Origin of the sequence: Burkholderia thailandensis E264 (genome assembly GCF_000012365.1) — a bacterium.
GTDB lineage: Bacteria > Pseudomonadota > Gammaproteobacteria > Burkholderiales > Burkholderiaceae > Burkholderia > Burkholderia thailandensis.
Map to the genome: position 1 here is coordinate 3,611,338 of NC_007651.1, position 21,807 is coordinate 3,633,144.

A 21,807-nucleotide genomic window follows, 5' to 3' on the forward strand; every position below is an offset into this window, starting at 1 on the left:
CTTCGTCGTGGCGTTCAGGCGGCATGAGCCGCGCCTCGTTCAAACGCCGAACTTCCCGTCCGGACCCGGCCAACGCCCGGGCCCGGGCGCATCGGCCAATACAGCAGATCGGCGGCGATCTGCCGGTAATCGCGCGCCGCCGCCGCCGACGGGAACGCGTCCACCACCGTGTGCGCGAGCCCGCGCGCGCGCTCGATCAGCGCATCGGCGGCGACGCACCCGGCGTTCGACAGCGACACCCGCAGATAGCGGCTCGCGACGCCGGCGAGGTTCTCGTACGCGGCCGTCGCGTCGGCCGCGCTCTGCACGTGATTGGTCAACACGCGGAACTGCGCGAGCGCGTGCGCGTAGTGCAGCCGCTTCATGCACGCATACGCCTCCGTGATTGCCGACGCCGACACGCGCGTGACGACGAGCACGTCGTGCGCGTCGCGCGCGAGCGCGGAAAGCGCGCCGCTCGCGTCGAGCTGCGCGTCGATCAGCACGATGTCCGCCGCGCCGTCGCCGAGCGCCTCGAGCTGCGCGTCGCTGTATCCGGCGCGCGCGAGCCGCGATGCCTCGCACACCGAGAAGCCGAGCTCGTGCCGCACCGGTTCGCCGTCGCGCAGCCACGAGCCGCACAGCGTCGCCGAGATCGAGCGCACGTTCGCGCGTTCGTCGACGACGAGCACGTCCTTGCCGAGCGCGGCGAGCGCCGCGGCGAGATTGGCGACCGTCGACGTGCAGCCGACGCCCGACGGTCCGCCCGTCACCGCGACGACGCGCGACGCGCGTCCGGCGAGCAGGCGCCGCAATCCTTCTGCCTGGTCGGTGATGCGCTTATCCAAAGCGGACCTCGTGCAGTTCGTTGCCGGTGCGTGCGCTCAGCGCGGACAGCATCGCCGGCAGATCGTCGTCGTGCGGCACGAACGGCGAATCCTCGCGCGGCGCGCAGAACGCGCTCTTCAGCAGGAATTTCTTCGTCGCGACGTACAGGTTCTCGGGCACCTTCTGGCCGGTCGACACGTAGTGGACCGGCAGCTTGTAGCGGATCACCGTGTCGAGCACGCCGCCCAGGTTGCTCGCTTCGTCGAGCTTCGTCAGGATGCAGCCCGCGAGATCCGGCAGGGCCGATCTAGGCTGCCCGGCCGCGCTGCGGTATGCCTGCACGACTTCGTTGAGCGTGTCGCCGTGGCTCGTCGCGTTCAGCAGCAGCAGGCGCTGCACCGGCGTGTCCGCGCCGTGCAGCATCGCGATCTGGTCGGACACCGTGCGGTCGCGCTGGCTCATGCCGATCGTGTCGATCAGCACCATGTGCTTGTTGCGCAGCTCGGCGAGCGCGAGCTGCAGATCGCCGCCGTCCTTCACCGCGTGCACCGGCACGCCGAGGATCTTGCCGAAGATGCGCAACTGCTCGTGGCCGCCGATCCGGTAGCTGTCCGTCGTGAGCAGCGCGACCTTGCTCGCGCCGAAGCGCATCACGCAGCGGGCGGCGAGCTTCGCGGTCGTCGTCGTCTTGCCGACGCCCGTCGGCCCCATCAGCGCGAACACGCCGCCGCGCTCCATCAGCGCGTCCTCGCTGTCGAGCACGGGCAGGTTCGCCGCGAGCACCGACTGCGCCCAGTCGGCCGCCGCGTCGAGCGTGTCGTAGCCTTCGCCTTCCGGCAGGTTGTCGACGATCATCCGCACGAGCTGCGCGGAGAAGCCCGCCGCGAACAGGTATTTCGTCAGTGCGCCGTGCACCGGGTTGCGGCGCTGGCGCTCGTTCCACATCAGGCCCGCGAACTGTTCTTCCATCAGCTCGCGCAGCGAGCCGAGCTCCTGCATCACCGTGTCGTTGACGATGCGCTCGATGCGCGCCTTCACCGCGTCCGCGACGACGGCCGCCGTATCCTCGGGCAGGCGCAGCGCCGGCTTGGCCGCCGAAGGCTCGTCGGCCGGCAGCCGGCGTGCGGCGTTGCGCACGATGTCGCGCGCCCATTCGGGCGCTTCGTCGGCTGCCGCGCGCTCGCGCGGCGCATGCGGCACGGTGGGCGCGGCGCGCGGACGCGCGACGAGCTCTTCGTGCTGCTTCGTCAACCGCTTCGCGTGCTCGACGAGCCACGGCGCGGGCTCGGACGGCGCGGCGGCCGGCTGCGCGGGCGGCGCCGGCATGGAGACGGCGGGCGGCGTATCGTCATCGGCCGAAGTCTCGACGCTCGCGCCGAACACCGACGAGAACACGTCGGGCATGCCGCCCGCCGCGTACGGATTCGCGGCCGCGCGCGACGCCGACGCCGACGCGGCAGCGCTCGGCACGACAACCGATGCGGCGGGCGACGCGAACGACGGCCCCGCAGGCGCATGCTGCGCGCCCGGTCGCGGCGCGTGCGGCTGGGCCACGCCGTGCGCGGCGGCGTCGCCTGCGCGGCGTGTCGAGATTTCGGCGAGTTCGGCGGCGGGCAGCGCGACGATCTCGACGCGTCCGTCTTCGAGCGTCCGGTTCGACAGTACCGCCGCGTCGGCGCCCATCGCTTCGCGCACGAGGCGCAGCGCGTCGCGGCTCGTCGGACCAATGAATTTGCGAATGTTCAAGCGGTACCCCCGATGACGTTAACGACCTTGATCGTGCGCGTGTCCGGCACTTCGGCGTAGGACAGCACTTTCAATTGCGGCAGGCTGCGGCGCAGGAAGCGCGCGAGCATCGCGCGCAGCGCGTGCTGAACGAGCAGCACGGGCGGCAGCCCCATGTTTTGCTGGCGCAGCATCGCGTCCTGCGTGCCGATGAGCAGCGAGTGCGCGAGGCCCGGCTCGAGGCCCGGATTCGCGCCCGTGGCGAGCGCTTGCGACAGCACGCGCTCGAGATGCGCGTCGAGCCCCATCACCTGCATCTCGCCCGCGCCCGGATACCACTGCTGCGTGATCGCGCGGCCGAGCGACAGACGCACGGCGGCGGTGAGATCGTAAGGATCGGTGATGCGGCCCGCCTGCTCGGACACGGCTTCGATGATCGTGCGCATGTCGCGGATCGGCACGCCTTCGTCGAGCAGGTTCTGCAGCACCTTCTGCAGCGTCGTGAGCGAGATCGTCTTCGGCACGAGATCCTCGACGAGCGACGGCGCGTCCTTGCCGGTCCGCTCGATGAGCGCCTGCACCTCCTGCCGGCCGAGCAGTTCAGCCGCGTGCTGGACGACGAGATGATTCAGATGCGTCGCGACGACGGTGCTCGCGTCGACGACCGTGTACCCGTACACCTGCGCCTGCTCGCGCAGCGACGTATCGATCCACACGGCGGGCAGCCCGAACGCCGGGTCCTGCGTCGGCGCGCCCGGCAGCGCGGCCGTGACCTGGCCCGGGTTGATCGCGAGCCACTGGCCCGGATACGCTTCGCCCGTGCCGACTTCGACGCCCTTCAGCGCGATCCGGTAAGCGTTCGGGCGCAGCTCGAGGTTGTCGCGGATATGGATGACGGGCGGCAGGAAGCCGATTTCCTGCGCGAACTTCTTGCGGATGCTCTTGATCCGCTTGAGCAATTCGCCGTCGGCGTTCTTGTCGACGAGCGGAATCAGCCGATAGCCGACTTCAAGGCCGAGCGGATCGATGAGCGTCACGTCTTCCCACGTCGCTTCGTGGCTGTCGGCCGGCAGCGCCGCGGGCGGCGCGATCTCGGCGACCATGCCCGCCGCCTTCTTCGCGGCCTCGCGCTTGGTCATCGTGCGCGACAGCCAGATCGCGCCGCCGCCGAGCAGCAGGAACGCGAAGTGCGGCATGTTCGGGATGAGGCCCATCAGCACGATGATCGAGCCCGTGATCATCAGCACGCGCGGGTTCGTGAAGAGCTGCGTCGTGAGCTGCGTGCCGATGTCCTCGTCGGTCGCGACGCGCGACACGATCACGCCCGCCGCGGTCGAGATCACGAGCGACGGAATCTGCGCGACGAGGCCGTCGCCGATCGTGAGCAGCGTGTAGTTCTTGCCCGCCGCGGCAAAGCTCATGTCGTGCTGGAGAATCCCGACGATGAGCCCGCCGATCACGTTGATCGCCATGATGATGAGGCCCGCGATCGCGTCGCCGCGCACGAACTTCGACGCGCCGTCCATCGACCCGTAGAACTCCGCTTCCTGCGCGACCGACTGGCGGCGCTTCTTCGCCTGCTCTTCGTTGATGAGGCCGGCGTTCAGATCGGCGTCGATCGCCATCTGCTTGCCGGGCATCGCGTCGAGCGTGAAGCGCGCGGACACTTCGGCGATCCGGCCCGCGCCCTTCGTGATCACCATGAAGTTGATGATCATCAGGATCACGAACACGACGATGCCGACCGCGAAGTTGCCGCCGACGAGGAAGTGTCCGAACGCCTCGATCACCTGGCCGGCCGCGTCCGGGCCCGTGTGGCCTTCGAGCAGCACGACGCGGGTGGACGCGACGTTCAGCGACAGGCGCAACAACGTCGAGAACAGCAGCACGCTCGGGAACGCGGCGAAGTCGAGCGGCTTCATCGTGTACATGCTGACGAGCAGCACCATCACCGACAGCGCGATGTTGAACGTGAAGAACAGATCGAGCAGCAGCGGCGGCAGCGGCAGGATCATCATCCCCAGAATCATGCAGATGAGGATCGGGCCCGCGAGCGCGCGCAGGTTCGTGCCCGCGAACAGCTGCGAGCGCTTGCCGAGGAGGCCGGCCGGCATGTTCATGCGGCACCTCCGGCGGCGCGGCTGCCGAGCGCGTCTTCGGCCTCTTCGAGTTCGTCTTCCGGCGCGACGTGCGCGCCCTTGTCGAGTTCGGCCGGCACGTCGAGATCGACGGGCGCCTCGGGCGCGATCCCGCCTTCGGCGCGGAAGCGCTTCAGTTGATACACCCATGCGAGCACTTCGGCGACGGCCGAATACAGCGTGCCGGGAATCTCGCGCTCGAGATCGACGTTGTGATAGAGCGCACGCGCGAGCGGCGGCGCTTCGAGCAGCGGCACGTGATGCTCGGCCGCGAGCTCGCGGATGCGCGCGGCGACGAGGTTCACGCCCTTGGCGACGACCTTCGGCGCGCGCATCTCGCCGTCCGTGTACTTGAGCGCGACTGCGAAGTGCGTCGGGTTCGTGACGACGACGTCGGCCGTCGGCACGTTCGCCATCATCCGGCGGCGCGCCATCGCGCGCTGCTGCTGGCGAATCCGGCCCTTCACGTGCGGATCGCCTTCGTTCTCGCGGTGTTCGCGCTTCACTTCTTCCTTCGTCATGCGCAGCTTCTTGTTGTACTGCCAGAGTTGGTACGGCACGTCGAGGCCCGCGACGACGAGCATCCCGGCGACCGTCATCCCGCAGCACACGGCGATGAGATGCAGCGCGTCGGCGAGCGCCGCGTGAAGCGGCTGCGTCGCGAGGCCGAGCAATTCATCCTTGCTGCGCCAGATCGCGATGCCGCCGATCCCGCCGACGACGAGCGTCTTCGCGATCGACATCCCGAGCTGGATCGGACCTTGAATCGAGAAAATGCGGCCGAGGCCCGCGACCGGGTTCAGGCGCTCGAACTTCAGCTCGAACGTCTTCGTCGACACGAGCCAGCCGCCGAGCGCCATCGGCGCGGCGAGCGCCGCGACGCCCGTCAGCGCGAGCACGGGCACGAGCGCGTAGAGTCCTTCGAGGCTCAGGATGCCCGCGTGCGACAGCATCCGGTTCGTGTCGAACGCGGTCGCGCGATCGAACGAGAACGCCGTGTGCAGCATCGTGCGCAGGTGCTCGCCGATCGGCCCGGACAACATCCACGCGCCGTAAAAGCCCGCCGACAGCAGCGCGAACGAAGCCAGCTCGCGCGAGCGCGCGACCTGCCCTTCCTCGCGCGCCTTCTCGCGGCGCTTGGGAGTGGCGGCTTCTGTCCGTTCGAGATCGCTGTCCTCTGCCACGCGGGCCTCCATGTGGGCGCGGCGGGGTGCCGCTTTCCAGTGACACCGATTATTCCCGGAGCAGTCAACGGGCGATCGGTCGAGGAAAGCGGGGAAACCGGGGTATTTCTCGGAATCGGTTGCGGCGCGAACGGCGCGGTGCCGGAGGATTTTGGGGCGCGATCCGGCAGGCAAGCGGCGGCCGACAGCGGGAAGCGTGAAACGGGAAGTGGAAAGCGGGCAAGGGACGGCGAATCGCGGAAAAAGGAGCGCGGCGAGAGCAACGCCTCATCCGCGCTCGCGACGCGCCGCCGGAGCGGGGCGCCCGCTCGCCCGAGCTCCCGCCGCCCGGCGCGCCGCGCGCATGTGCCGCCGGGTTCGGCTCGCGGGCTTCGGTCGGCTCAGCGCAACGCGCGCGACGCGACGGCCTCGGCCGCGAAGATGCCCGACAGCATCGACGTCGCGACGCCGAAGCCCGGGTATGTCGTCTGGCCGGCAAGATACAGCCCGTCGATCGGCGTCGCATGCGGGAACTGCTGATCGGGCCGCGCGGCGGGCGACAGCCCGTAAAGCGCGCCTTCGTACAGCCCGAGGCGCTGCGCGTAATCCTTCGGGCTCGTCACGCGCAGCGTCGCGATGTCGAGCGGGTGGCAGCGTGCGAGCGCGTCGATCCACGGCTGCGCGGCCGCCGCTTTCGCATCGTCGGTCCATGCGTCGAGCGGCGCGCGCGGATCGACGGGCGCGAACATCTCGACGATGCTGCCGCCCGGCGGCGCGAGCTCGGGCAGCGCGACCGTCGGCACCGTGTAGTTGAACCACCGCACGCCGTCCGGCTGCGGCGACAGCATCGCCCGCAGTTCGCCCGCGGGCGGCAGATGGTCGACCGAGTACGCGACCGGCTCGATCCGGTTGCGCAGCCCGAGCTGGATGCCGAGCGCGCGATGCGACAAAGGCGCGCGGGCGACGCGGCGCAGCATCGCGCGCGGCGCGTCGGCCGGGGCGACGAGGCGGGTGAAGGTCGTCATGCCGCTCGCGGTCGACACCACCGCGTCCGCATCGACCTGCTCGCCCGACGCGAGCTCGATCCCGCGCACGCGGCCGCCCGCGATGCGAATCCGCTCGACCGCCTCGCCGGTGCGAAGCCGGCCGCCGTGTGCGGCGAACGCGTCGGCGAGCGCGCGCGCAATGGCGCCCATCCCGCCTTCGGGCAGGAACAGGCCGTCGTCGAGCAGCGCGATCAGCCCGACGATCTGCGCGACGGGCGTGCGTTCGGCGGGCAATCCGGTGTACAGCGCGACCGCGGCGAGCGCCTCGCGCGCATCCGGATCGGAGAACGCGCGCGCGAGTTCGGCGGCGAGCGTGCCGCGCAGCTTCGACAGATGCCGCCAGGTCCTCGCGACGAAATGCGGCAGCGACAGCGGCCGCAGCAGCAGATCGTCGACGAACACTTGCAACAACGACCGCCACCGGTCGACGCAGCACGCGATCTGCGCCTGCAGCACCGCGCTGCGCTCGGCGCCTCGCGCGCCGTCGACGAACGCCGCACCGCGTGCGCCGAGCGTCACGCGGGTACCGTCGGGCAGCCATGATGCGTGTGGCACCGCGATCGGCCGCAGCGGCACACGCGCCGCGCGATCGAGCCCGAGCCGCGCGAACGCGTGATCGAGCAGGCGCGGCAGCGCGACGAACAGCGCGCCGTCGTTGAAGCGAAAGCCGTCGACGTCGGTCGTCGACGCGCATCCGCCCGCCAGACCTCGCGCCTCGTGAATCCGCACGTCGCAGCCCCGGCGCGCGAGCTCGACGCCCGCCGCGAGGCCCGCCACGCCGCCGCCGACGATCGCAATGCGCGTCACTCCGATTGGCTTCATGCCGTGTCTGCTCCGTGGAGAAGCCCGTCTCGTCGCCGACGGGCGCGCCCAACGAACCGGCCGGCGACACCCGGCCGGCAAGCCGTGACCGAGCGGCCGCTCAGCCCGCCGCGGCGCGCTGCAGCGCGCCGAGATCGATCTTCTTCATCCGCATCAACGCCTGCATCGTGCGCGACGCCTTCGCCGGATCGTCGCCCGTCAGCAGTTCCGGCAACTGCACGGGCACGATCTGCCACGACAGACCGAAGCGGTCCCTGAGCCAGCCGCACTGCTGCGCGCTTTCGTCGCCGCCTTCGGACAACCGGCGCCAGTAGTAGTCGATCTCGTCCTGCGTCGTGCAGTTGACGACGAACGACACGGCCGGATTGAACTGGAACACGGGGCCGCCGTTCAGCGCGACGAAGCCCTGGCCGTCCAGCTCGAAGGCGACCGTCATCACGGCGCCCTCGCCCTGCCCGGACGCCTGCGCGCCCTCCTTGCCGTAGCGGGCGACGCGCGTGAGCCTTGCGTTGTCGAACACCGATACGTAGAACGTCGCCGCCTCCTCGGCGTTGCCGTCGAACCAGAGGAACGGGGTGATGCGCTGCACGCGTGCCGTCATGACGTCTCTCCTCGCTTGTCTTCCTCGGCGGAACAACGCCACGATGATAGACGCTCGCAGCGCGCGCGGGCTCCGCCGCTTCCGTAGGCTCGATGCAAGAAGGGCGCGATTTCTCGCGCCCTTTTTTCCGTCAGTCCGCCGCGTGCGGGCCCGTCGAACAGGAGCCCGCGCGCGCCGCGTCAGAACGCGACATACGGCGCCGGACCGCCGCTGCCCGTCAGGTCCATCCCGAAGTACAGCGTCTTGCCGAAGAAATGCGGCAGGCCGAAGTCGAGCACCCGCGTATCGCCGAACGGGCCGCCCAGGTTCGGCACCGCCGATCCGTACGACGAAAACAGCGAGTTCGCGTTGCCGACCGAGATCGACGGCGACGCCTGCGCGCCGTTCAGGCCGACGACGGTGGCCGTCGTCGTTTGCATGCTCGACGGGCAGTAGAACGACGAATTGTTGCTGCACACGGGCAGCGAGACCGCCGTGCTGCCGCCCGTATCGAAGAAGTATGCATTCGAGCCGGTGTCGAAGAACGTCCTCGTGATCGCGCGGCCGAGCAGCGTGCCGGTCAAGTCGCCCCAAGTCGTCGACGTGAGCTTCGTCACCCCTGCCGGCAGCGCGTTGTTCGCCTGCGTGTTGATCCCGAACGTCAGCGTGCCCGTCGCGCTGCCGCCCGACGGCGGGTTCATCGCGACGATCACGCCGTTGTTGTCGGTCGCAAAGCGCGGCACCGGATTGGTGACTTGCTGCGCGAGCGGCACCGTCGTGACCTGGCAGCTCGCGTTGCCGTTCGGGCACGCGTAATAGTTGCTGTAGAGCGTCGACGTCGTGCAGTTCGAGCCGCAGTCGTACGGTGCGGGCCCGATCCCGAGAATGCCGTTCGCACCGAGGTCGGCCGCGGTGTTCGACGGCGTGTTGCCGTTCGAGCACGAGGTCGGCACGCCGGACGAGCCGAGGTCGCCGATGATCTGGACCGGCAGCGAGCTTGCCTGCTCGCCGGCGATCCTCACGTCGGCGGTGCGCACGGTGCCCCACGTGTAGCTCGTCACGAACTTGCCGCACTCGACAAGCGAGCCGCCGCTCACGCTCGATACAGGCAGGCTGCCGAGCACGCCCGACGCCGCGGTGTTGACGATGCGCAGCCCGTACGACGCGGTGTCGACGAGCACGTTGCCGATCGTCTGGCACGTCGATGTGCCGGGCGCGCAGATCGTCACGCTGACGGTCGGCATGTTGACGATGGTCGCGACGCCCGTGCTGACGGTGATCGCCGCCTGGTTCGACGCGAGCGGCGTGCCGCCCGAGCCACCGGAACCGCCCGAGCCGCCGGAGCCGCTGGTCGAGCCGCCGCCCGCGGACGTGTTGCCGCCGCCGGAGCCGGTATTCACCGACGCGTTCGAGCCGCCGTCGCCGCCGCCGCCGCACGCGGCGACGAGCGCGACCGTGGCCGCGGCGAGGCTCAGCGCGCCGAGCCAGCGAATCAGAGTATGTTGGAAGCGCAAGATCTGTCCCCTCCCGGCGCGATCACTGGATGTCGTTGGTGGAGAAGCCGGCCGGCAGCGCCTGCGGCAGCCACGCCTGACCGGAGTACGAGCCCATGTGGCCGCCCGTGTGGACGACGAGCCCGCCCGTGTCGATCGCGGCGGGCGCGCGCGGCCCGCGCGCGGCGCGCGACGCCTTCACGCCTGCCTCGTACTGCGGAAAATAGGTGCCGAGCAGATCGGACAGATTCGGCGTGACCGGGCCTTGCCACGACAGCGCGAACACGGTGCCCGCCGTCGACACATACTCGCGCACGACCGTGCCCGAGCCGAGCGTCGTTTCGCGCACCGTGTAGCCGACGGCGACCGTCGCGGCGCCGCCCGCCGCGTGGAGGCTGCGTTGCATCGATCGCACGGTCGCGGCGGTGTCCGCGGCGGGCGGGGTCATCGGCGCGCCGCCAAGGCCTGCTTGGGCGGGCGCGGCAAGCCACGCGCACATGAAGCCGGCCGCCGTCGCGGCGATCCGGCGAAATCGACTCGATCTCACTCCATTCCTCCTCGAATTCAAGCTCTGCATTCGGGCAGCATGGCGTCCGACGAACCACGCGCTGCTCATTATCGACAATCGAAAGTAAAAAGAAAGCCCTCGAGAGCCAGCAAATCAGGAGCGTAGTATGCCTGCCGCTTATGTCAAAAACCTATCGGCATTAATCTCGATAATTTTTAATTATTGCAAAACAACTCAACTCAAAATCCCAGACTTGCCAACAGATCGTCGACTTGGGCCTGATCCTGCACAACGTCTGCCTTTCCTTCCGGATTGATCTGCGGCCCGTTGAGCAGCGATTCCGGCGTCATCGCGCCGCCCGCCTGCTCGGCGGCAAGCGCGGCGGCCGTCGCGGCGAACTGCTCGCGGCGTTCGGGCGCGATGTTCTCGACCAGTACGTTCAACAGTTGCTGCTCGATCAGGTAGACCATGTCCATGATCTTCTTGATCACCTGGCCCGTCAGATCCTGGAAGTCCTGCGCAAGCATGATCTCGAGCAATTGAGCGTTGGTCGCGCCCGTCGCGTCCGGCAGCGCGCGCAGGAACGCGCGCGTGTCGTCCATCAGGCCGCGCACTTCCGCGCGCTCGATCGGCGTCTCGTACCACTTCGCCCAGCGCGCGTCGAGCGCCGCGGCTTCCTGCTGCAGACGCTCCTGCACGGGCTTCGCAATTTCGATCGCGGTCAGCACGCGCTCGGCCGCCTGTTCGGTCATCGCGACGACGTAGCGCAGCCGATCGCGGGCGTCCGGCACGACCTCCGCCGCCTTCTCGACGTGCTTGTCGAGCCCCAGCTCGCGCATCGAGTCGCGCAGCGTGCGCGTCAGCTGGCCGATGCGCGCGAGAATACGGTCGCTCGCCAGATCGGCGGCGTCGGCAAGGCGTTCGTCGGCGTTCGCGCCGGCAACTGCCACATCAATCGGCTCGTTCACGTCAGCTCCCCGCTTTCGCCATCTTTTCCAGGATCTTGTTGAGCTTCTCGTCGAGGGTCGCCGCCGTGAACGGCTTCACGACATAGCCGCTCGCGCCCGCCTGCGCGGCCGCGATGATGTTCTCCTTCTTCGATTCGGCTGTCACCATCAGCACCGGCAGATGCGTGAGCGACGCGTCCGCGCGGATCTCCTTCAACATCGCGAGACCGTCGAGGTTCGGCATGTTCCAGTCGGAGATCACGAAGTCGTAGCCGCCGCCGCGCAGCCGCGCGAGGCCCGCCAGGCCGTCCTCCGCCTCGTCGACGTTCGAATAGCCCAGCTCTTTCAACAAGTTGCGGACGATCCGACGCATCGTCGGAAAATCGTCCACCACCAGAATCTTCATGCTCTTGTCCATCGTCTGTTCCTTTCCAGATTCATGTCCTGTAACGGAGGCCGGGGCCCGTGCGCACGAGCGACGCGCCCACGAACGTGCCCCGGCGTTACACGCGCTGCACGCGATCGCCCATCGACGCGAGGCGCGCCATGATACGGCGACTCATGTCGGAAAGGGGCGCGACGTCGTCGACGCCGCCCATCGCGATCGCCTCGCGCGGCATTCCGAACACGACGCAGCTCGCCTCGTCCTGCGCGAATGTATACGCGCCCGCCTTTTTCATTTCAAGCAGCCCGGCCGCGCCGTCGCGGCCCATCCCCGTCAGGATCACGCCGAGCGCGTTCTTGCCCGCGTGCTGTGCGGCCGAGCGGAACAGCACGTCGACCGACGGGCGATGGCGATTGACGGGCGGATCGTCCGACAGGTGCGCGATGTAGTTCGCGCCGCTTCTCGCGAGCAGCAGGTGCGCGTGGCCGGGCGCGATGTACGCGTGGCCCGGCAGCACGCGCTCGCCGTGCTCCGCTTCCTTCACCGAGATCCGGCACAGCCCGTTCAGGCGCTGCGCGAATGAGCGCGTGAAGCCGGGCGGCATGTGCTGCGCGATCAGCACGGCGGGCGCGTCGGGCGGCAACGGCGTCAGCACTTCGCGGATCGCCTCGGTGCCGCCCGTCGACGCGCCGACGATGATCAGCTTCTCGGTACTGACGAGCGGATTGTTGATGAGCGGCGCGGCGGCGGCGGTCTGGCCGTGCGCGGCGGCCGCCGCGGCCGCGTGCGGCTGCGGATTCTGGCGCACGCGCGCGCGCGACGCCGCGCGCACCTTGTCGGCCAGCTTTTCCGCGTATTCGAGCATCCCGTCGCGAATCCCGACGCGCGGCTTCGTCACGAAGTCGACCGCGCCCAGCTCGAGCGCGCGCAACGTGATCTCCGAGCCGCGCTCGGTCAGCGACGAAACCATCACGACCGGCATCGGCCGCAGGCGCATCAGCTTTTCGAGGAAGTCGAGGCCGTCCATCCGAGGCATTTCGACGTCGAGCGTCAGCACGTCCGGGTTGTGCTGCTTGATCAGCTCACGCGCCACGAGCGGATCGGGCGCCGTTGCGCACACCTCCATGTCGGGCTGGCTGTTGATGATTTCGGTCATCAGGCTGCGGATCAGCGCCGAATCGTCGACGCACAGCACTTTGATTTTCTTCTGCACAGCGTTCAAGCCTCCTGCTTTCTTGTGGCGGGCTGCGTGGCCCGCGTACCGAACAATTCGATGCGAGGCGTCGCCTGAGCCTTCGGCGCGGGCGTGCCGAACAGCTCAACGCGCGGCCGCGCACGGGCCGCACGCTCGCCGCGCGGGCCGGCCGCCTCGCGCGCGAGCGCGGCTTCCCGCTCGGCCACGTCGGGCGCCTGCACGCGCAGCTTCTTGACCATCGCCTGCCCCGTATGCGGCATGAACGCGACCTTGCGCGGATGCACGCCCTGCAGATCCTCGGCGGTGATGCGGATGCGCTCCAGCGCCAGATAGCGGCGCACGAAATCGGCGTTGCGATCGCCGATGTTGATCGTCGTCATCCCCGCGAGCACGGCCGCGCCGCCGAACACCTTCGCCTCGAAGCGCTCGCGGCGCCCGCCCGCCTTGATGAGTTCGTTGATCAGCACTTCCATCGCGTACGCGCCGTAACGCATCGATTCGGACGCGGCGGCGGACGGGTCCGCGCCGTCGTCCGGCAGCATGAAATGGTTCATCCCGCCGATCCGCGCGATCGGATCGTGCAGGCACGCGGCGACGCACGAGCCGAGCACGGTAACGAGGACCATGTCCTCGCGCGTCGTGTAGAACTCGTTGGGCAGCAGCTTCACGCCGCGGCGGTGAAAGTGCGCGTCGAAATAAAGATTGGTCGCGATCGGCAGCCCGCTCATCGGAGTTCCTCCTCGGCCGCCGCCGCGGCGATGCGCGCGCGCACGCGCGGCGCGGCCGACTGAGCGTCGCGCGTCAGCTCGTAGACCGTCTGCCCGCGCAGGCGGAACGCCTGCGTCACATACGTGAAGTTCTCCGAGTGGCCGGCGAACAGCAGGCCGCCCGGCTTCATCAGCGGCTCGAAGCGCGCGAGCACCTGCGACTGCGTCGGCTTGTCGAAGTAGATCATCACGTTGCGGCAGAAGATCGCATCGAACGGCTTCGTGAGGCCGTAATCGGCGTCGGTCAGATTCAACTGCGCGAAGCGGATCATCGCGCGCAGCTCGGGCCGCACCTTCACGCGGCCGGCCTGCGCGCCCGTGCCTTTCAGAAAGAAGCGCTTGAGCCGCTCAGGCGACAGGTGCTTGACCTGCTCGAACGCGTAGACGCCCGCTTCGGCCTTCGCGAGCACCTGCGTGTCGAGATCGGTCGCGATGACGCTCGCCGAGCGCGCGGCCGATTCGCCGAGCGCCTCGACGAGCGTCATCGCGATCGAATACGGCTCTTCGCCCGTCGACGCCGCCGAGCACCACACCGACACCGGCTGCTCGCGACGCTTGACGAATTCGGCGAGGATCGGAAAGTGATGCGATTCGCGAAAGAACGCGGTCAGGTTCGTCGTGAGCGAATTCGTGAACGCTTCCCATTCGGATGGATCGTTCTCGCGTTCGAGCAGCTCGAGATAGTCGCTAAAGCGGTTGAGCCCGCGCGCGCGCAACCGCCGCGCGAGGCGGCTGTATGCCATGTCGCGCTTGTGCTCGGACAGCGAGATGCCCGCGCGCCGATGGATCAGCGCGCGGATCTTCGCGAAATCCGCGGACGTGAATTCGAAGTCCCGCGCAGCATCGCCCGACCGTTCCTGCGGTTCGAGTGCGTCGAGACGAGAGGCGGCGCGTGCGGGCATCATGGCTTAGAAGGTTTCCCAGTCGTCGTCGGAGGATGCCGACGCGGCCGCGGGCTTCGGCTCGCCCGACAGCGCCGGGCGCTTGAGCGCGAAGGAGGACGCGGGGGCGGCTTGCGGCGCGACGGCGGCCGTGCTCGCCGCCGCGCCCGTTGCGGCGCGCGCGGCGGCGCCGGGCTTCGCGAGCTTCGGCGCATAGGCGGGCGACGCCGGCGATGCGGCGGATTTCGGCGCGGCGACGGTAGTCTTCGCGGCATGCGGCGCGGCGGCGTGCGACGCACGCTCACCGTGTGCGGCGGCCGCCGACGCCCGCGACGACCCGGACGCGCCGGCCGTTGCGGTCGCGCTCGAGGCGTGCGACGCGGATGCGGACGCGGACGCGGATGCGGCGGCGTGCGGCTCGCTCGCGCGGCCGGTCACGTTCGAGCGCACGCTCGAAGCCGCCGGCGCAATCCCGCCTTCGACGCGCCACGCCGACACGATCTGCTTCATCTGCCGCGTCTGATCCTCGAGCGACGCGGCCGCGGCCGCGGCTTCCTCGACGAGCGCCGCGTTCTGCTGGGTGACGGCGTCCATCTGGCTGACCGCGCGATTCACCTGGACGATGCCCGTCGACTGCTCTTCGGACGCCGCGCTGATCTCGCCCATGATGTCGGTCACGCGGCGCACCGCCTGGACGATCTCCGCCATCGTCGCGCCCGCGCGCTCGACGAGCGCGGAGCCGCTTTGCACCTTGTGCGCGGAGTCGCCGATCAACTGCTTGATCTCCTTGGCGGCCGTCGCGCTGCGCTGTGCAAGCGAGCGCACCTCGCCCGCGACGACCGCGAAGCCGCGCCCCTGCTCGCCCGCGCGCGCCGCCTCGACGGCCGCGTTCAGCGCGAGGATGTTGGTCTGGAACGCGATTCCTTCGATCGTGCCGATGATGTCGGCCACCTTCGTCGAGCTCGTCGCGATGTCCTGCATCGTCGTGACGACCTGGCCGACGACATCGCCGCCCTGCGTCGCGATGTCGGACGCGTTCACCGCGAGCTGGCTCGCCTGCCGCGCGTTCTCCGCGTTCTGGCGCACGGTGCCCGTCAGTTGCTCCATGCTCGACGCGGTTTCCTGCAGTGAGGCCGCCTGCGATTCGGTGCGTGCGGACAAGTCCGCGTTGCCGCTCGAGATCTCGCGCGCGCCGACGTCGACCGCTTCCGCCCCGCGATGCACGGCCTTCACCATGTCGGCGACGGCCGCCTGCATCCGGCCGATGCCCTGGAACAGCCGGCCGATCTCGTTGTTGCCGGCGACTTGCGTCGCCTGCGTGAGGTCGCCCGCCGCGATCCGCTCGAACTGCGCGATCGCGATGTTCAGCGGCTGCACGATGAGCCCGCGCAGCGCGAAGCGGATGCCGATCACCATCAGGAACGCGGCGGCGATGCCCGCCGCGATCAGCGCGATCATCAGTGAGATGCGCGCCTGCGTCGCGTCGAAGCGCGATTCCGCGCGCCTCGAATACGCGGCGATCACAGCGGCCGCCGCCTTGTCGTACGCAACGAACATCGGGCTGATTTTCGTGTCGGCGATCGCGTGATACGCGGCGAGGTCGCCCGCGCCCGCGGCGGCGAATTCCGGCTCGACGCCTTCCTTCGCGAGCGTCGTGTAGCGCGCGGCGAGCTCGTCGGTCAGCGCCGGCTCGATGCCCTCCTTCGACGCGGCGACATACGCCTGCCAGTTCTGCGTCGACTTCGCGTAAAGCTCCTGCGCGCGCGCGAGCACCTTCTTCGCCTCGTCGGCGTTGCCGGCCTCGGACAGCGTCTTGAAGCGGTCGAGCGCGACGCGCGAGCGCAGCAGGTACGACGACGCGTCGTCGAGCGTGTGGATCGTCGGCAGATCGCCGTGCGCGATCGCGTCGAGCGAGCGGCTCGCGTGATTGAGCGCATACAGCCCGAGCCCGCCGACCAGCGCGGCGACGAGCACCAGCATGAATCCGACGGCCGTCAGCGTCGTGCGGATCGACCAGTTGTGCAGCATCGTCAGCTCCCCGTAGTTGCGTTGCGTGCGTCGCGCCCGCTTATGCGCCGAGCGTCTCGATCAGCGCCATCTCCTTGCTCGTCATCAGCTTCTCGATGTCCATCAGGATCAGCATGCGGCCGTCGACCGTGCCGAGCCCCGTCAGGTACTCGGTCGTCAGCACGCCGCCGAATTCCGGCGCGGGCATGATCTGCTCGGTCGACAGCGTGAGCACGTCGGACACGCCGTCGACGACCATCCCGACGACGCGGTGCGCGACGTTCAGGATGATCACGACCGTCTGATGGTCGTAATCGACGCGGCCGAGGTGGAACTTGATGCGCATGTCGACGATCGGCACGATGATCCCGCGCAGGTTGATCACGCCCTTGATGAAATCGGGCGCGTTCGCGATGCGCGTGACGCTGTCGTAGCCGCGGATTTCCTGCACTTTCAGGATGTCGATGCCGTATTCCTCGTCGCCGAGCGTGAAGACGAGGAATTCCTGGCCCGCCGCGTCGCCCTGCTCGGCGTCGCGGCGGCTGGCCGCGTTCGGCGCGGCCTGATGATTCGTTTGGACTTCGGACACGTTAGCCCCCAGGTCGATGGATCACGTAAATTAGGACACCGCGAGCGCGGCGCTCGTATGCGCGACGTGAGTCGTGCGGGTTTCGCGATTGAGCGCCGCGACGTCGACGATCAGCGCGACGCTGCCGTCGCCGAGAATCGTCGCGGCCGAAATGCCGTACACCTTGCGGTAGTTCGTCTCGAGATTCTTGACGACCACTTGCTGCTGGCCCACCAGCTCGTCGATCAGCATCGCGAAGCGGCGGCCTTCCGTCTGCATGATCGTGACGATGCCCTGCGTCGGATCGGTGCGCGCGTCGTCGACCGAGAACACCTCGTGCAGCGCGACGAGCGGCAGGTATTCGCCGCGCACGCGCACGACGCGCTCGCCGTTGCCGATCGTGTAGATGTCGTCGGCCGCCGGCTGCAGCGATTCCATCACGAAGTTCAGCGGCAGGATGAAGATCTCGCTGCCGACCTTCACCGACATCCCGTCGAGAATCGCGAGCGTGAGCGGCAGCACGATGCGCGTCGTCGTTCCGCGGCCGGCCTGCGACGAAATTTCGACGTGCCCGCCCATCGACTGAATGTTGCGCTTGACGACATCCATCCCGACGCCACGGCCCGACACGTCGGTCACGACTTCGGCCGTCGAGAAGCCCGGCGCGAAGATCAGGTTCCACACTTCGTCGTCGCTGATGTTCTCGGAGATCTGCATGCCCTGCTTGGCCGCCTTCGCGAGGATCTTGTCGCGGTTCAGGCCCGCGCCGTCGTCGCTGACCTCGATCACGATGTTGCCGCCGTGGTGCGCGGCCGACAGCACGAGCTGGCCGACCGCGTCCTTGCCCGCCGCGCGGCGCGCCTCGACGGTCTCGATCCCGTGATCGAGGCTGTTGCGCACGAGGTGCGTCAGCGGATCGATGATCCGCTCGATGAGGCTCTTGTCGAGCTCGGTCGCCTGGCCGAACGTGACGAGCTCGACCTGCTTGCCGAGCTTGCCCGCGAGATCGCGCACGAGCCGCGGGAAGCGGCTGAACACATAATCCATCGGCATCATCCGGATCGACATCACCGCTTCCTGCAGGTCGCGCGCGTTGCGCTCGAGCTGCGCCATCCCGTTGTACAGGCGGTCGTGCAGCGCCGGATCGAACGCGCTCGTCGTCTCGGCGAGCATCGCCTGCGTGATCACGAGCTCGCCGACGAGGTTGATCAGTTGGTCGACCTTCTCGACGCCGACGCGAATCGAGCTGCCCTCCGCGCTCGCGGCGGCGGCCGGGCGCGGCTTGCGGTCGTCGTGATGCTGCGCGGCGGCGGATGCCGCGGCTTGCGCGGCTGGCGCCGGAGCGGCGGGCGCGCTCGGCACGGCAACCGGCGCGGCGGGCGGCGCCTCGGCGACGGGCGCCGCCGCAGGCGGGGCCGCCGCCGGTTCCGGCGCGGCGTCGACAGCCGCGGCTTCGTGTGGGGCCTCGCTCGGCTGCTGCGCCGCAGGCGTCGCCGCGGGCACCGCGGCCTGCGCGCCGCCTGCGCCCGGCGCGGTGCCGCGGCCGATCGCGATCTGGCTTTCGTCGATCACGAAGCAGCACACGGCGACGATGTCGTCCGACGACACGTCGGTCTCGAGCCACAGCGTGAGCGCGTCGCTCGTCTTCGCGCGGCCGACGATCTGCCCGAGATTGCCGAGCTCCTCGGTCAGCAGTTCCTGATCCTTGTCGCCGACGCCCGTCAGCGTGATCTTCAGATGCGGGCCGTCGCCACCGCCTGCGGCGGCGACGGGTGCGCCGGGCGCCGGATGCGCGGCCTCGACCGCCTGCTCGACGACGTGCTCGGGCACGCCGAAGACGCCCATCGTCGGCGCGGCCGGTGCTGCGGGCGCCGCCGCGACGGGGGCGGCAGGCGCCGCCTGCACGCCGCTCGCCGACGCCTTCAGCCGTTCGAGCTTCGCGCAGATCGCGGCCGCGGCGGCCGTATCGGGCTCGGCGCTCGCGCGATAGTCGGCGAGCTGGTCGGACAGCACATCCTTCGTCTCGAGGAACGCGTCGACCATCTCCTTCGTCAGCGTGAGTTCATGATTGCGTGCGCGATCGAGCAGCGATTCGAGGATGTGCGTCGTCTCGGTGAGCGCAGTGAAGCCGAAGGTCGCGGCGCCGCCCTTGATCGAATGCGCGGCGCGAAAGATCGCCGCCAGATCCTCGGGATCGGGCGATGCGACGTCCAGGTTCAGCAGCAGCTGCTCCATCTGCGCGAGCAACTCGTCCGCTTCGTCGAAGAACGTCTGATAGAACTGTGTGATGTCGAGAGTCATGCCGGTTCACCGCGTAAAAACGTCGTATTCGTCACGAAAGGCTCGACGACGCCGAAAGCGCCGCGACGAGCTCGATCAGCGCATCCGGGTCAAGCGGCTTTTCGATCCAGCCGGTTGCGCCCGCCGCGCGCGCCGCATCCTTGAACGCGTCGCCGTTCTCGGTCGTGAGCACGAGAATCGGCGTCGCTTCGTAGGCCGACTGCGCGCGCAGCGCCGCGATCAGCTCGAGGCCGTTCTTCTTCGGCATGTAGTGATCGGTCAGCACCAGGTCGAAAGGCGTGGCCATCGCGACATCGAGCCCGACCTCGCCGTCCGAGGCGACGGTCACGTCGTAGCCCGCTTCGCCGAGCGTCGCGCTGAGCAGCGTGCGCATCGTGGCGGAGTCGTCGATGGCGAGAATGGTTCGGATCATGTCGTGTCTCGAATGCGTGTCTCGAATGCGTCAGGGTTTCTGCACGGCGGGGGCCGACGCGCCCGGCAGCGCGGGCGTGACGGCCGCGCCGGGCGGCGTGATCTGCGGCGCGATCTGCTGCGCGAGCCGGGTCGATCCGGCCGCGTCGGATGAAAGCGTCGTCGTCGTCGCGTCGTCGCGCATCAGCGCGAGCTCGGACTTGCGGTTCAGCACGATGATGCTGATCCGGCGGTTCTCCGGATCGAGCGGGTCCGCCTTGTTCAGGTTCTGCGTCGACGCGAGGCCGAGCACGCGCAGCACCTTCGCTTCGTCCATGCCGCCCGCGATCAGCTCGCGGCGCGACGCGTTCGCGCGGTCGGCGGACAGTTCCCAGTTGCTGTAGCCCTTCTCGCCGCCCGCGTACGGCACGGCGTCGGTGTGGCCCTGGACGATGATGCGGTTCGGCACGTCGTTGAGCGTCTTGCCGATCTCGCGCAGGATGTCGCGCATGTACGGCTCGACGGCGTCGCTCGACATCGCGAACATCGGCCGCTTCTGCGTGTCGACGATTTCGATGCGCAGCCCCATCAGCGTCGAATCGATGCGGATCTGCTGCTTGAACTGGCGCAGCGTCGGATTCGCCTCGATGGCCGCCATCAGCTTCACCTGCAGGTCGTGCAGCCGAATCTGCTCGCGGCGCTCGAGCGAGCCCTGCGCCTGCGCGAGCGCGTCGTCCTCGCTCTTCTTCGCGACGCGCTCGGCAAGATGCGTCGAGCCGTCGGTGAGGCGCGTCGTGCCCGCGTCGACGCTCGAGATGTCGCGGCCGCCGCCCTTGATGATGCTCGAATCGTCGGCGCTGCGATCGCCGCTGCCGAAAATCGCGGCCTTCAGCGGCGTGTTGAAGTATTCGGCGATCCCCTTCAGCTGAACGGGCGTCACCGCGGAGAGCAGCCACATCAACAGGAAGAACGCCATCATCGCGGTCATGAAGTCCGCGTACGCGAGCTTCCATGCGCCGCCGTGGTGCCCCTTCTTCTGCTGGTTCACCCGCTTGACGATGATCGCCTGATCCTTGCCCTTGCTCATGTCGGTGCCCTCGCGCTCACTTCGCCTTCACGCGGCGCACGTGCTCTTCGAGCTCGGCGAACGACGGACGCTCGGTCGAGAACAGCACCTTGCGGCCGAACTCGACGGCGATCGCCGGCGCATAGCCGTTCAGGCTCGCGAGGATCGTCACCTTGATGCACTGGAACATCTTGGTCGATTCGGCGACGCGCTGCTCCGCGAGGCTCGACAGCGGGCCGATCAGGCCGTACGAGAGCAGGATGCCGAGGAACGTGCCGACGAGCGCCTGCGCGATCATCGCGCCCAGCACCGCGGGCGGCTTGTCGGCGGACGCCATCGTGTGGACGACCCCCATCACCGCGGCGACGATCCCGAACGCCGGCATCGCATCGCCGACGCGCATCAGCGCATGCGCGGGGCCTTCGCCTTCCGCGTGGTGCGTCTCGATCTCCTCGTCCATCAGGCTTTCGATCTCGAACGCGTTCATGTTGCCGCCCACCATCAGGCGCAGGTAGTCGGTCAGGAATTCGACGATGTGATGGTCGGCGAGGATCTTCGGATACTGGGTGAAGATCGGGCTCTTCTCGGGGTCGTCGATGTCCGCCTCGAGCGTGAGCGTACCTTCCTTGCGCGCCTTCGCGAGCAACACGTACAGGAGCGCCATCAGCTCCATGTAGATGTCCTTGTTGTACTTCGAGCCCTTGAACAGCGTGGGCAGCACGCGCAGCGTCGCCTTGATCGTCTTGATGCCGTTGCCGAGAATGAACGCGCCTACGCCCGCGCCGGTGATCATCAGGATCTCGACGGGTTGCACGAGCGCGCCCAGGTGCCCGCCCGCCAGCGCGTAGCCGCCGAACACGGACAACAAGGTCACGAGAGTTCCCACGAAAATCAGCACTGCCTGTCCCTCACGAATGAGCAGCCGGGAGGCCGCCGTTAAGTGGTTTACGGCAGTCGTAACGAAAACTTTGGGAGACGCCCCACAGGGGCTCGCCGGTGTAAACCAGCAGATGGGGCT

The 21,807-nt window shown here is 68.8% G+C and carries 19 protein-coding genes; all 19 read right to left on the bottom strand.

The window, feature by feature from the left end; all coding sequences use genetic code 11:
* Positions 1-14 precede the first annotated feature (14 nt).
* On the bottom strand, positions 15-827 hold the full coding sequence (locus BTH_RS28315) for a MinD/ParA family ATP-binding protein (RefSeq protein WP_009910085.1): 813 nt from the start codon (positions 825-827) through the stop codon (positions 15-17).
* On the bottom strand, positions 820-2,553 hold the full coding sequence (gene flhF, locus BTH_RS28320) for a flagellar biosynthesis protein FlhF (protein ID WP_009910086.1): 1,734 nt from the start codon (positions 2,551-2,553) through the stop codon (positions 820-822). The genes BTH_RS28315 and flhF overlap by 8 nt, the downstream gene beginning before the upstream one ends.
* Positions 2,550-4,652 carry a flagellar biosynthesis protein FlhA gene (gene flhA / locus BTH_RS28325; protein WP_009906552.1) on the bottom strand — a complete coding sequence of 701 codons (2,103 nt, stop codon included), beginning with the start codon at positions 4,650-4,652 and terminating at the stop codon, positions 2,550-2,552. Before flhA ends, flhF begins: the two co-directional genes overlap by 4 nt.
* Positions 4,649-5,854 carry a flagellar biosynthesis protein FlhB gene (gene flhB, locus BTH_RS28330; protein ID WP_009910087.1) on the bottom strand — a complete coding sequence of 402 codons (1,206 nt, stop codon included), beginning with the start codon at positions 5,852-5,854 and terminating at the stop codon, positions 4,649-4,651. The genes flhA and flhB overlap by 4 nt, the downstream gene beginning before the upstream one ends.
* A gap of 380 nt (positions 5,855-6,234) precedes the next feature.
* Positions 6,235-7,701 carry a phytoene desaturase family protein gene (locus tag BTH_RS28335; protein ID WP_011402601.1) on the bottom strand — a complete coding sequence of 489 codons (1,467 nt, stop codon included), beginning with the start codon at positions 7,699-7,701 and terminating at the stop codon, positions 6,235-6,237.
* A 100-nt stretch (positions 7,702-7,801) separates the two neighbouring features.
* Entirely contained in the window at positions 7,802-8,302 is a 501-nt protein-coding gene (locus tag BTH_RS28340) for a VOC family protein (RefSeq protein WP_009910090.1), read from the bottom strand.
* 179 nt (positions 8,303-8,481) lie between these two features.
* Positions 8,482-9,795 carry a DUF3443 domain-containing protein gene (locus BTH_RS28345; protein ID WP_011402602.1) on the bottom strand — a complete coding sequence of 438 codons (1,314 nt, stop codon included), beginning with the start codon at positions 9,793-9,795 and terminating at the stop codon, positions 8,482-8,484.
* 22 nt (positions 9,796-9,817) lie between these two features.
* On the bottom strand, positions 9,818-10,321 hold the full coding sequence (locus BTH_RS28350; protein ID WP_009910093.1) for a DUF2844 domain-containing protein: 504 nt from the start codon (positions 10,319-10,321) through the stop codon (positions 9,818-9,820).
* A gap of 200 nt (positions 10,322-10,521) precedes the next feature.
* A complete protein-coding gene (cheZ, locus tag BTH_RS28355) occupies positions 10,522-11,250 on the bottom strand; it encodes a protein phosphatase CheZ (protein WP_011402603.1) in 729 nt (242 codons plus the stop codon).
* Between the two features lies 1 nt (position 11,251).
* The gene (gene cheY, locus BTH_RS28360) at positions 11,252-11,647 is read right to left on the bottom strand and encodes a chemotaxis response regulator CheY (RefSeq protein ID WP_004185006.1); all 396 of its coding nucleotides are present in this window, start codon (positions 11,645-11,647) and stop codon (positions 11,252-11,254) included.
* Positions 11,648-11,732: 85 nt separating this feature from the next.
* Positions 11,733-12,827, bottom strand: a complete 1,095-nt coding sequence (locus BTH_RS28365; RefSeq protein WP_009910098.1) for a protein-glutamate methylesterase/protein-glutamine glutaminase — start codon at positions 12,825-12,827, stop codon at positions 11,733-11,735.
* 5 nt (positions 12,828-12,832) lie between these two features.
* Positions 12,833-13,537 carry a chemoreceptor glutamine deamidase CheD gene (gene cheD / locus BTH_RS28370; RefSeq protein WP_011402604.1) on the bottom strand — a complete coding sequence of 235 codons (705 nt, stop codon included), beginning with the start codon at positions 13,535-13,537 and terminating at the stop codon, positions 12,833-12,835.
* Positions 13,534-14,481: a CheR family methyltransferase gene (locus tag BTH_RS28375; protein ID WP_009906572.1), complete on the bottom strand. Its 948-nt coding sequence runs from the start codon at positions 14,479-14,481 to the stop codon at positions 13,534-13,536. Before BTH_RS28375 ends, cheD begins: the two co-directional genes overlap by 4 nt.
* A gap of 3 nt (positions 14,482-14,484) precedes the next feature.
* On the bottom strand, positions 14,485-16,485 hold the full coding sequence (locus BTH_RS28380) for a methyl-accepting chemotaxis protein (RefSeq protein ID WP_011402606.1): 2,001 nt from the start codon (positions 16,483-16,485) through the stop codon (positions 14,485-14,487).
* A 40-nt stretch (positions 16,486-16,525) separates the two neighbouring features.
* Positions 16,526-17,053 (bottom strand): chemotaxis protein CheW, encoded by a 528-nt coding sequence (cheW, locus tag BTH_RS28385; RefSeq protein ID WP_009906577.1) that lies wholly within the window; start codon positions 17,051-17,053, stop codon positions 16,526-16,528.
* A gap of 30 nt (positions 17,054-17,083) precedes the next feature.
* A complete protein-coding gene (cheA, locus tag BTH_RS28390; protein WP_011402607.1) occupies positions 17,084-19,333 on the bottom strand; it encodes a chemotaxis protein CheA in 2,250 nt (749 codons plus the stop codon).
* Positions 19,334-19,364: 31 nt separating this feature from the next.
* Positions 19,365-19,745, bottom strand: coding sequence for a response regulator (locus tag BTH_RS28395; protein WP_009906581.1), 381 nt, complete (start codon positions 19,743-19,745; stop codon positions 19,365-19,367).
* 30 nt (positions 19,746-19,775) lie between these two features.
* On the bottom strand, positions 19,776-20,810 hold the full coding sequence (gene motB / locus BTH_RS28400; RefSeq protein ID WP_009906582.1) for a flagellar motor protein MotB: 1,035 nt from the start codon (positions 20,808-20,810) through the stop codon (positions 19,776-19,778).
* Positions 20,811-20,826: 16 nt separating this feature from the next.
* On the bottom strand, positions 20,827-21,687 hold the full coding sequence (gene motA, locus BTH_RS28405) for a flagellar motor stator protein MotA (RefSeq protein ID WP_009906583.1): 861 nt from the start codon (positions 21,685-21,687) through the stop codon (positions 20,827-20,829).
* Between the last annotated feature and the right edge of the window lie 120 nt (positions 21,688-21,807).

Coding starts and splice junctions, on each gene's coding strand:
- BTH_RS28335 (WP_011402601.1), bottom strand. CDS start 7,701: ATGAAGCCAATCGGAGTGACGCGCATTGCGATCGTCGGCGGCGGCGTG.
- cheA (WP_011402607.1), bottom strand. CDS start 19,333: ATGACTCTCGACATCACACAGTTCTATCAGACGTTCTTCGACGAAGCG.
- BTH_RS28340 (WP_009910090.1), bottom strand. CDS start 8,302: ATGACGGCACGCGTGCAGCGCATCACCCCGTTCCTCTGGTTCGACGGC.
- BTH_RS28395 (WP_009906581.1), bottom strand. CDS start 19,745: ATGATCCGAACCATTCTCGCCATCGACGACTCCGCCACGATGCGCACG.
- BTH_RS28375 (WP_009906572.1), bottom strand. CDS start 14,481: ATGATGCCCGCACGCGCCGCCTCTCGTCTCGACGCACTCGAACCGCAG.
- motB (WP_009906582.1), bottom strand. CDS start 20,810: ATGAGCAAGGGCAAGGATCAGGCGATCATCGTCAAGCGGGTGAACCAG.
- cheD (WP_011402604.1), bottom strand. CDS start 13,537: ATGAGCGGGCTGCCGATCGCGACCAATCTTTATTTCGACGCGCACTTT.
- flhA (WP_009906552.1), bottom strand. CDS start 4,652: ATGAACATGCCGGCCGGCCTCCTCGGCAAGCGCTCGCAGCTGTTCGCG.
- BTH_RS28380 (WP_011402606.1), bottom strand. CDS start 16,485: ATGCTGCACAACTGGTCGATCCGCACGACGCTGACGGCCGTCGGATTC.
- cheY (WP_004185006.1), bottom strand. CDS start 11,647: ATGGACAAGAGCATGAAGATTCTGGTGGTGGACGATTTTCCGACGATG.